Consider the following 11,715-nt stretch of genomic DNA (forward strand, 5'->3'; position numbering starts at 1 on the left):
TTCCGCAAGACGAGTGTGGTAAGCACTTACTCTTCATCTGCGCCACTCCACGCATAACAAATCGTTACACCATGGCAACCACACCTGCTCGAGTGGCCACGGAATCGTGTGTAACAGCACGTCAGCCGCATGCGGTTCAACCTGCAGCGTCCAGCGCTTATTGGGCTGACGCGTCAGCATGCCGGGACGTTGCAGGAACAATTGCCGCACATCAGTCACAGCACAGCGATGCAACCCCGGCAGGCGAGATGGCAACGCCGCGAGCCAGCCGTTCAGTTGCGCCCTCACCGTTGGGTCAGGCTGCCAATCGGGTAACATAGCGTCCAGTGCCACACCGCACAGTAGTTTATTAATCGGTGTACGCCACTCGGCAACCGTGTCATCGCCCCAAGCCAGTTCATCAAGCCAACCCGCAGCAATCAACGGTGCGCTGGCATCGATAAAGTGATTGGCATCATCGAGTAGCGCAAGCGTGCGGAACAAGCCTGGCAACATCGGCCACAGCAGTACGAGACCCGCGCTTAAGACGGCAAACTCGGCCGGTACGAACGCGGCGTTCCGGTCACGGCTTCTGTTTATACGATCAGGAGTATCTGGTAGCACGGGTGCATTTGGCCGAACGGTACGTTGTGCGGACACCGCCTCTGGAGCTGGCCGATTGGATCCTGCGATAGCATCCAGTAAACGTGTGGCGGATGAAATGTCTTGCGCCGCACGGGCTAGGCTATCCGCTTTAGCCGGTTCGGGGTGCTGAGCCTCGTAGGCAGTCCAGATATCTTTTAGCGCCGGTATCGCACACAGCTGCGCCAACCGGTGACGCACTGCTGAGTGCAATACCGGGTTCGCTTGCAGCCATTGTTGCAGACGGGCTCGCGCGGTATGTATGGCTTTCTCGGTGATCTGCATTGCGGAGGTTGTCGGCATTACCGGATGTGACTGAAAAGACTCCAACGCAGTCCACAGCAATGCATCATCAGTATCCGCCGCCGGTTTATTGCGTTCCAGCGCGCGAAACATGCCCGGCAACAGCGGCCAGAGCAGCCCAAAACCAGCGCTAAAGCCAGCTAGTTCGTTCGGCACGATCGCGGGGTTCATCCGATAAGGCATATCCGGTGCGCGTGCAGATGCGTCTGGCCAGATGGTATTTTGCTGTGCGGGCACGGCTTCCGAAGCCAACCGACTGGACTCTGCAATAGCGTCCGGCAGACGTGTGGCGGATGGAATGTCTTGCGCCGCACGGGCTAGGCTATCCGCTTTAGCCGGTTCGGGGTGCTGAGCCTCGTAGGCAGTCCAGATATCTTTTAGCGCTGGTATCGCACACAGCTGCGCCAACCGGTGATGCACTGCTGAGTGCAATACCGGGTTCGCTTGCAGCCATTGTTGCAGACGGGCTCGCGCGGTATGTATGGCTTTCTCGGTGATCTGCATTGCGGAGGTTGTCGGCATTACCGGATGTGACTGAAAAGACTCCAACGCAGTCCACAGCAATGCATCATCAGTATCCGCCGCCGGTTTATTGCGTTCCAGCGCGCGAAACATGCCCGGCAACAGCGGCCAGAGCAGCCCAAAACCAGCGCTAAAGCCAGCTAGTTCGTTTGGCACGATCGCGGGGTTTATCCGATAAGGCATATCCGGTGCGCGTGCAGATGCGTCTGGCCAGATGGTACCTTGCTGTGCGGGCACTGCCTCCGAAGCTGGCCGATTGGACTCTGCAATAGCGTCCGGCAGACGTGTGGCGGATGGAATGTCTTGCGCCGCACGGGCTAGGCTACCCGCTTTAGCCAGTTTGAAGTGCTGGGCCTCATAGGCCGCCCAAATATCCTGTAGCGCCGGTATCGCACACAGCTGCGCCAACCGGTGACGCACTGCTGAGTGCAATACCGGGTTCGCTTGCAGCCATTGTTGCAGCCGGGTTCGCACAGTGCGCATAGCGCTCTCGGTGAACTGCGTCACAGGTGCTGCGGGCATCGCCAGATGTGCCTGCACGTTCATCGTGGAAAGAGACGGTGCAGCTGACGCTGTCCCAACGCCCGTGTGCAGCCAGTGCATCCAAGCCTCGGACTCATCATGCGGTGTCATCGAATCCTCATTGGCCATGTCTTGCTCAGCACGTGCCAATTCCTCGATAAGCGCCTGCTCCACTTGCTGCAGCAAGCGCGTTCTCCATTGCTCTTTCCAGCCGGACGCATCCAACACACCCAGATCAACCACCAGCCGTTTGATGAGTCTGGGACGAGAGGCTCGCTTCGCTAAACGATGGATGAGTTGATCGAGATCAGCCAGCACACGCTGGTGAAACAACTGGCTGCATTCACGCAGCAACGCGTGACCATCGAACTGCTCAGCCTTGAACGATAAGCGCAGTCGGTCAATTTTGGACACGGCTGCTCTCCAGTCAATTTTCTGGCGAACTGAAGGAGACAATCGCTTCATTAATCGATTGCCCGGCTGTGCTTGACACCTCCCCTGATCTTGACACCTCCCCTGATAAGGTCATCGCTTGCACCTGGCCGTGCTCGGCATCCTGCTGGTTGCCGTCTGGTTCGTCCTTTGCCTGTGCGACCAGCAATGCCGCCCGCGCATAATGCCGCAAACGTGCGATGAGCAGCTCACGCAGCGACACATCACCGTGCTCAGCAAACTTGAGCAGCCCTTCTGTCACTGCACCCGCCAGTGCTGTGAGTAGCGCAGCGATCGACATGCCCCCCGTTAAGCGGGGTAACAGAAGGATATCAATGGCTGTAAGCTGCACAGGCCGGTGAAGCAGATTTGCCGTGGCCCGCGCGCCGGCTGCGGCATCGCTGCGCGCCAGCGCACTGGCACAGAAAAATGTTGTGTCCAGTTTATCCTCCAGCACCGCGCATTCCAGTGTACTCGCGGGTTGTGCGCACACCGGTTCCGTGCGCGCGATCGCAAGCCCGCCCACCACGAGGTAAAACAGCGCGTCACGTATTGCCGCTCGAACGGGCTCTGAAATGCCAGATCCCACCGCAGCCGCGCTCAATTCATCCAACGTACTCGAAGCCGGATACCGTGAGATAAGCGTATTCAAAGCCGCCTGCACAATGGGATCGGACGTCCGGTATTGACCTTGAGGAGCATGCAACATCCAAGCGTCATTCTCCAACTCGAACCGGTAAGGCCCACACAAAACGACGTGCAGCTTATCTAAATGCATAGCCCGCAATGTGCGATCAATCGTCCGATGATCATGCACGAGCAAACTTTCGCGAAACGGGCGGCCCGAGACGAGATCATTCACCTGCTCGTTCGCCAATAACCGGTCGCCCGTCCACGCGCGGATTGCGGCTGCCCGCTCGGGGGCGCTCAACTCCGGCAGCATGGTGGTTAAGCGCGCCTCGCACAGAAACACCAGCCCTTTAGCCGCCTGCACGAATTCGCTGAATAGGCACGGTGCGTTGGTTGCGGCCAGATATTCATGCATCAAATACGGATCTGAACGCTGCATCAAATCGTCGATAATGGCACATACTGCCGAGCCATACATTGAATCGGACGATGCATGCGTTCGTAAAAAGCTCAGCATTGCACGCAACTGCTCGAGCTGCTGAGCGGGCTCCGCATCCGCTGAAATATGCCACAATAACGCATCCCGAATCGCCTGCCGCTGCCGCCAACCCGGCAGCACGTTATAACTAACGTGCGCGATTCCGTCGGGGGCCAGATGCTGTTGGCAGATTTGCATAATCGCCGCACGTACCGCAGGCGGCACCCAGCTGTAGACACCGTGACAAATAATGTAATCGAATAGACCCAATGTGCCAGGAAGCTCGAGCAAGTCGCGACACTCGAGGCGCACATTGCGCAAACCCGAGTAGGCAATGCGTTGTTGCCCATCCTCAATTTGGACCGGCGACAGATCGATACCCACGCACACTGACTCAGGAAATTCAGCGGCGAGCGGAATCAGGTTTCCGCCAGCCGCGCAACCCAGCTCCAGAATCCGCGCGGTATGCACTGGCGGCGCGGTAAGTCCGAACAGTCCTGCCAGCGCAGCCAGTGCTCCTGGGTGTGTCTGCTCGAACGGATACGAAGTGTACGGCAAGCGGTCATACGCCGAGACAAAGGGCGCAAGCGCTGTTGCCGCGGTGTCTTGAACGGCTTCATCAGCTTGTAATTGAGTTTCTAACATAAGCTCTCCAAAAAGCGGGACAGCCTGCCATTCAGCCAGCGCATACAGGCCCCCTTTCAGACGCGTGGCGCAATCATCAAACTGTGATGTCACACGATGACTGAGCCTTTAAAAACCATCCCCAAAGGTGAGGCCTCGCCATTGGCTGCTCTGATTGCAACAAGATACTGTTCTTTTTGTCCTTCCGAGTTTTCGATTACTTTCATCGAGATGGACCGTGCGGAATAATCAAGCGTTTGCACTTTATCAATAGACAAAGTCGCAGAATTCTTCCGTTTAATTCGATAAACTCCAATGACATCGTTCTCTATCGCGGCGAAGTAATCTCCATTCTCACCGATGGCTAGCGCAGAATGGGGCAACTCACATTCGTGCTCTTTAGTCCATTTTTTTCCATCCTCTTCTTTGAAAAAATATATTTTTTCTTCGTCCCCCACCGCTGCAAATCTTCCGTTTCCACTCAACGTTACACAGGTTGGAGTAACATGGGGAGGAGAATCATCATCAGTGAAAAAATCGTTACTTTTTTCGTATTTTTTCTTTACGTCACCACCGCCTTCTTCATCGTCATCGTCACCACCGCCTTCGTCACTAAAATAATATACATTGACATTTTTATTTTCGCCATCCAATAAAATTATCCGCCCCCCATCCGAATTAAAGCACAACGACCCACAAAAACAAGTTTCCTGACCAGATTTCTGTTCAAGTTGAAATTTTTCATCCCTATAGCGTGTAGTACTTATGTCTATATAGTGAATTTCAGATTCTTCTTCGCATACGCCGATGCCAACCAATTTATTATCAATAATAACAATTGAATTTCCAACCTCCCCACCAATATCCTTTCTCTCCTCTTTATCCAAAAACATTAATGATTTTTTTTTGCCATTTTCATCACGAGTCAAGACAGAAAACCATCCGCCATTTGAGCGATAATTATCGTAATGATTGCAAGCGGCATCCGCCCATAAAAAATCCTTAGCTTCAGGTCCAAACGGCACACCATCTTCATCAAAAACAGAACGAAGTAGATTGTATATTTTTCTCAACGACTCCTTCCCGAGACCCTCAAAAACGCCCTTCGAAAATATATCACTCTGCTTTAAACAAAGCCCTTCTGAAAGGCTTTCAAAATGACTCTCCGCATCAAGTTTCAAGCTTAACCCGTCATTAAATTCTACGCCCCTTATCTTATCAAGCTGGACACTCAATTCGTTTTGATTACTCCCCTCATCTGGGATGACTAGCCCCTTTCCCTTAAGTATATCGAGTTGCAAGGTAGAGTCGATCTTGAATCCACTGTTCCCCTTGCACTTCAACCCCAGACCTTCTTGTTTATCTAAGACTAATGCATCTTTGTTCTTGATTTTTAGTTTGACCTTTTTACCCTTACCATCTTCACCACCCTTTGTGACCTCAATTCCATAGCCCGCCTGCAGCGCAAGCGTTGTCACACCATTTTCATTTTCCTCTCCTTTCAATTCGTTACTAAAAATACATTTTAAACCATTACTATCAGAACCGATTCCTCGACCCTTGTCCACCTTGACAGCCACACTACCTGTCTTGCTGGTCATGGACCGTTTTTCATCCAGGTACACAGATAATTGATAGTTATCGTTGGATAATTTATTCAAATACAACCCATTCGCAGGCAACTCTGGCTTTCCCTCTGAATCAATACCAACAGCCTTAAAACATTTCGACAATCCATCCAAAATGGCTTCGAAGTGCTCCTGCCGTGGAACATGTTTGGCTTCAAAGCACGATTTCAGCTTTGATAGCGACCAGGGGCCCTCTGTAGAGGAGCCCTCTTCATCGACATTTTTTTTCGTACCGGGATCTTTATCTGGTTCCATTACTCACTATTCGATCGAGTCCCGCTGATTCCACGTTGATACGAAGAATATACTCCGCTATCTAAATTTAACGCTTTCATCAACTTTCGTCGAATCGCCCCATTTTCTATCAAAGATTAAAATTAATACTCTACCGTTTTTTCCACCACATGCAGCGCTCTCGTTCATTCTGCTGTATCACGAATCTTCCTGTGCAGCTTTGCATAGAAGCTGATAAATATCCTTCAAGGTCTGGCAACCCTCTGGTTTTTCATCGAGCTTTCTAAATGTGACAACATCACAAAGCAACGTGCCTTCCTTTACGCGCAAAGCATTTTGGCCATTCTCTTCGGCCTTTTCTATCACGTTATCTTTTTGAGAATTAAGCAGCAAATCGACAGTATTTTCTTTAAAAACCAAACCACCATCTGTTGCCAGATTAAGTTCGAGAGTTTTATCTTGATCATTCCACTGCAATCCTTCACCCAGCACAACCTCAAGTGGACCCTTATCGATCTTGATGGCAGGCCCACAATGGATTTGCACGCTGTCGCCTTTTGTGCTGTCAAACCTCAAACCTTTATCCTCTTGCAACTTCATCGCAAGGGTTTCTTTGCCCTTGCTCCTCATAATTTCCAGTCCCGGCCCCGTTTGGATTTGAAGCAAACCCTCCCCTTCCAACTCCGAACTGAAAACAAGCTGAAGCTTTCCATCATCAGAAACCTGCAACGCGCCGTCCGAGTTCGTTTTCAGTTTCAGTGCCTTTGACCCTTCTTGCTCCGCGCCTAGCTCAGTTGTCCGGCCGTCACACTTAACGCTCAGCTTCAACGGACCGTCCAATTTTGTCGACGACGGAGATAGCTGCAAACCAGCTCCCGGATTAAGATCCACTGCCCCAACTGCTTGGCAGGCTTCTTGCAATAGATCCAATAGTTCGGAAAAGTCAGCTTCAGTCGGGACCTGCCCCGCTTGAAAATATCCTTTTAGCTCTGCAATCCGGTCTCTCAGCGGGCTATTCCGAACGAGCGTATTCTGCGGCCTGCCGTTTTCATCGTCTAAACTCATGTCAACTCATCCTCCTCTTTTTCTTGACCTGCTTTCACTAAAATCCGCCATATCTCTTGACGCTGGGCAAGCGGCATCTTTTCGAACGTTTCAACTGAGACCAAATTGCTCGGGTCGAGCGTCAATTGACCGCTGCCGTTCAGTCGCAGCGCGTTGCCTTCGGCGGTATGCACACGGAGTCCGTTTGCATCGAGCGCCAACGCTGTGTCTTGAGCCAGCGCGACGTGCAGCCCGCCCTGGACACTCACACCGCCACCGCAGGCCACTGCCAGCCCCTCGCGGGTCGTCAGCCCGCTGCTGGCCACCGCGACCTTTAAACCCTGCGCCGTGGCTTGAAGACCGCCCACGGGTTGATTGTTGCTTTGCCAATTGCTTGGCACCACTTTTTCGACACCGTCCACCTTTTCGACCGTCACGCCGCGCCCCGTTTGCACAGCCAGGCAGCCTTGGCCATCATGGAGCACGGGGTGGCACTTTACATCGATCCCTTTGTCATCAGCCACTAAACATGTGCTGTCGTCAAGATGGACCGTGAGGCATGATTTTTGATCGACACTCAACCCGCTTTTCTTATCTAGATTCAGCGCAAGACGGTCTTGTTCCAATCGCAGTCCATCACCCGGTACGACTTTCGTTAGATCCTGCGTCATACCCAGCGCGTCAAACAACGCTTCGAGCACATTGAACCATGACACGTAATGCTCGGGACACGGTAACTTTTCTGTCTGAAATGCCTTCTTGAGTTGCACAATGACCGATGCCAAATCACCCGTGACCGCATGATCCGGTTGCTTTGAAGCAGCTGGCACAAAATAAACTCTGGCCAGTTCAATTTTTTCCTGATCATTGAGGATGCCACTCAAGTGCACATCTTCAGACTGACTCAAAATACGCAGTTTACCGATCGCAGGGGGGTAAGCGGTCGCTTCCAAAAGCTTCCATATCTCTTGACGCTCGGCAAATGACATCTTTTCAAACGTGCTCACCGAGACTTTTGGATTAAGTGTCAATTGACCATTCTCGTCAATCTGCAGCGCATTGCCTTTGCCTGTACACACACGCAGACCATCGGCATCGAGCGCTAACGCTGTATCCTTAGCCAGCACGATCTGCAGCCCCTGCTCAGCGCTCATGCCTTTGCCGCACCTCAACGCCAGCCCCTCTTCGATAGTAAGCCCGCTACCGGCTGCCTCCACCCTTAAGCCGTCCTCCGTAGCCCGAATACCGCCCACGGGTTGATTCACGCCTTGCGGCACCACTTTTTCGATACCACTGACCGTTTCGACTCTCACGCCAAATCCCGCCTGCACAGACAGGGGGCCTTTGCCATCATGAAGCACGGGGCGGCATTTAACATAGATACCGTTGTCATCGGCCGCTAAACATGTGCTGCCGTCGAAATCGGCAAAAAGATACGGCGCCAATGCGTTGATTTTCAACCCGCCCTTTGCCTCTAGATTCAGCGCGAGACGGTCTTGTTCCAACCGCAGCCCATCACCCGGCACAACTTTCGTTAGATCCTGCGCCATGTCCAGCGCATCACATAATGCCTCGAGCACGTTAAACAAGAGGACATAATCACCTTCACTCGGTTTTCTGCCGGTCCCGAAACGCTTTTTCAAATCGGCAATCTTAACTTCCAAACGGGCGTCCAATATTCGGCGCATGGCTTTTTGCAGCGTCATAAGCTCCTCGACGGTAATATCAGCAACGTCGCGCTCAAATATCGCATGGTGATTAGTACTGTTTATCTGTTAAGATATACATCACTTCGTTTTTCTTGACAGCCTCTTCGTCTTGATAAGTCCCATCAGGCTTGAGCTTTACATCTCCATCTGTTTTATACAGAGAGACCGTGCCAATGCCAGCCGGTTGATCCGGCAAGCGGCTCAGTGACAGGAGCTCGAGCAGTTGATACGCGTCATTGCCGAACGGACAACCACTATTTTGCCAACCATTGTACGCATGTCCAAAGGAACGGAATGCGCTACGGTTCAACCAGTGGACAGTCGATTGGATATGACATGGAATTTCATCTCGTACAACCTGCTCGACCCACTCGATAACATCGCTGGGTTTAGAAGACGGAGAAAACCAATCGTTATCGCGATTCAACACGACGCCGATGCTAAACGAAAACTGGTCTGTCAAGGGTAACGAACGCTCGACGTAGCAGCGCCGAAGTGTTTTGCCATCTCCGTTGGTTCCTGGCCACTGGGCGCCATTGCCGCATTTCGCTACAAAGGTGCCCTGCGATATGTTCACCTGTTCAACCACCACGTTGATCGGATCACCCGGAATGTTTGGATTAGATGGAATATCGATCGTATCTCCGATCTGGATCGCTGTCGCGCTGGAGGCAATTTGGCAACGCTTTCGCTGATTATCGAGTAAGCCAGATTGATCAGCAGCATAGACGAGTGGATAGTCTACGCCCCACATCCATTCGCTCAATGTCTCGCAAGACAGTTGCCATGCTTTATTGGATACACCGTCCACAATGTATTCGGCATCAACATACAACTGGTTATTGTGTTGCAGATCGAACGATAGCGTAATAGACCCTCCTTCATCCTTTACATTCGAAACAACCGCCCAAGGATAAGCACTAACATCGGGCGGTGGGGAACCGCCTGTCACAGTCATTTTGAAAATTTGTCCGATTTCGGGAACATCTGCTCCCTTTACAAAGCTCAGAGCTAGTGCTTTTTTCTCCGTTTCCTGTTCGTCTAAAAATTCAATGACTGCCTTAGACGCAGCTCCCAACTGAATGGATTTTCTGGGTTGCGGTGGTAACAATAGCCAATATTCGAACAGGTAAAACGGTAGATTATTCAGCTTGCCGCCGCAAGGCAGGGCAAAGAGTTCTGCGCCGATGCCCAGTCGAGCGGCAATCCGCTTCTGAAGATCGGAAATCTGACCGATTTGGACATTGGCACGGTTGTAGGTCAGCGTACAAAAATGTTCGAGGTAGCCTTGCTGAACATGAAGAAATTCACGAAGTCGCGCCTTATCACGCAACACGCCTCGGCCTTGCGGAACCCCGAAATACCCCAGCAGATAGTCGATAATCGCTAGTTCTTTGACCCAATCGTCCGAACGCTCGACCATACAATCGGTTAGGTCTTTTTTCCAGTGATCGAACAAGTCATTCAAGCGAGAATCCGGCAAATAGGGCCACTGAAATCCCCATATGTTCCCTGGCGAAGCTTGCTTCAAAGTGTACCGGTCGAATGCCAATAATTTGGCAACATTGGACGCTTGCGCTATGCCGTTCGCAATCCACTGCTCGAACGGCAAAAAGAATTGGTATTGGCGTTGCAGACGTTTTTTTTCCTCATCCTCTTCATCCTCGTGATAATTAATATCATCTTGTAAGCCGTAGCACGGCGGGATGCGGTTGCTCGCCGGTGCGTAGGTATCGCCACGCCAACGGCCAATCGGCACACCCGTAGGTGTGTCCGTGACGATGGCGGGTTGCGCATCTTGGATCGCTTGTTGGAGAGCGTCTGGGTTAATAGTTTGTAGTTTGCCTCGCTTAAATAAGCGGACTTTAGGTGAATTACCGGTTAACGAAGCAATCGGATCGTCCCCCCAGGCGACCGGATAGCATTCCGGGCCGATCACCATTGTCCAGGATGGTATATCTCCGATTTGCAGCTTCATCATCCTATCGACCCCGGCAAGCGCCAGTAATGACTGAGCAAGTCCACTAATATCGACGGCACGGGACTGCATGTAGTCAACGGGACCGGGTATTGAGGTGATCCAGCCGTTCTGTAATCGCGGACCATCATAGACAGCCTCCGCCGGAATGCCTTGCTCGATGAGCTGCCGCGCCCCCGCGCGCCTCGTCGGTGAACTGATGCAAGCATCCACCTGCTGATAAAGAGCAGCCATTGTCTTGACCGGATCCTGCCACTCATCGTCGAGTTCAATATCGATTTGCACGTCCACGTTTTGGGGCTTGAGCCAGATAACCCTACGCACCTGCTCACACAGATTACGATTGTTTTGCAGACACGTTTGCAAGGCCTTCTTGGCTTTCTCTTCATCGATGCCGCGCTGCTTCGCCACATACAAGTGGTATCCGCCTAACAAACAGAATTGATTGGGCTCAAGGTGCGGTTGATCAAAAGGCAAATCGAAATCGAATCGGAAACGGTGATTGTCTTTATCGTACCGATAGCTATACATCTGTTCGAGATCGAAGGGCTCTCGTATCAGCTGCGCATCCATAAAGTAAAAGTCCTGCGATAGTGTCGCAGCCTGCGTTGACTCATCCGAGCGCAGATCCAGAATCGCGCGCCGATAGTCGTCTTCCGTGACCGGTGAGCAGGTTAGCGCCCAATCTGGACCAAACGTCAATGGAAAAATTCGCTTCCGATTTTTTTCTTCACGCCGTTGCACATCCTCGGGACTGAGCGTCAGCAAATCTTTTAACGGATGCGTGTGCCGATAAGCTAGATCGGCCACGTTATAGGTGAGCGCCTGCAAAAACGTTACACCTGGATCGTGCTCGCCAAACTCGGTCCATTGTTGGCCGGCGAGCGTACGCACCGTATCCAGTGCCGTAGCCCACAGGCTATCAAAGTGAATCGCGTCGTACTGCTGCTCAGCGTCATCCATGAGATAAGCCCCAGTCGATAAAAGTGT

At 52.1% G+C, this 11,715-nt stretch carries 6 protein-coding genes; all 6 read right to left on the reverse strand.

Annotated features, from left to right (window positions below; all coding sequences use genetic code 11):
- Positions 1 to 33: 33 nt before the first annotated feature.
- Positions 34 to 2,382 (reverse strand): contractile injection system tape measure protein, encoded by a 2,349-nt coding sequence (locus tag KQH60_RS00370; protein WP_237574547.1) that lies wholly within the window; start codon positions 2,380 to 2,382, stop codon positions 34 to 36.
- A 13-nt stretch (positions 2,383 to 2,395) separates the two neighbouring features.
- Complete coding sequence (locus KQH60_RS00375) at positions 2,396 to 4,153, reverse strand: class I SAM-dependent methyltransferase (protein WP_237574548.1); 1,758 nt, start codon at positions 4,151 to 4,153, stop codon at positions 2,396 to 2,398.
- 89 nt (positions 4,154 to 4,242) lie between these two features.
- Entirely contained in the window at positions 4,243 to 6,015 is a 1,773-nt protein-coding gene (locus KQH60_RS00380; protein WP_237574549.1) for a hypothetical protein, read from the reverse strand.
- 177 nt (positions 6,016 to 6,192) lie between these two features.
- A complete protein-coding gene (locus KQH60_RS00385) occupies positions 6,193 to 7,059 on the reverse strand; it encodes a hypothetical protein (protein ID WP_237574550.1) in 867 nt (288 codons plus the stop codon).
- Positions 7,056 to 8,744, reverse strand: a complete 1,689-nt coding sequence (locus tag KQH60_RS00390; RefSeq protein WP_237574551.1) for a hypothetical protein — start codon at positions 8,742 to 8,744, stop codon at positions 7,056 to 7,058. The genes KQH60_RS00385 and KQH60_RS00390 overlap by 4 nt, the downstream gene beginning before the upstream one ends.
- Before the next feature lie 52 nt (positions 8,745 to 8,796).
- On the reverse strand, positions 8,797 to 11,688 hold the full coding sequence (locus KQH60_RS00395; RefSeq protein WP_237574552.1) for a hypothetical protein: 2,892 nt from the start codon (positions 11,686 to 11,688) through the stop codon (positions 8,797 to 8,799).
- Positions 11,689 to 11,715: the final 27 nt, after the last annotated feature.

Origin of the sequence: Mycetohabitans sp. B8 (assembly GCF_021991875.1) — a bacterium.
Classification (GTDB): domain Bacteria; phylum Pseudomonadota; class Gammaproteobacteria; order Burkholderiales; family Burkholderiaceae; genus Mycetohabitans.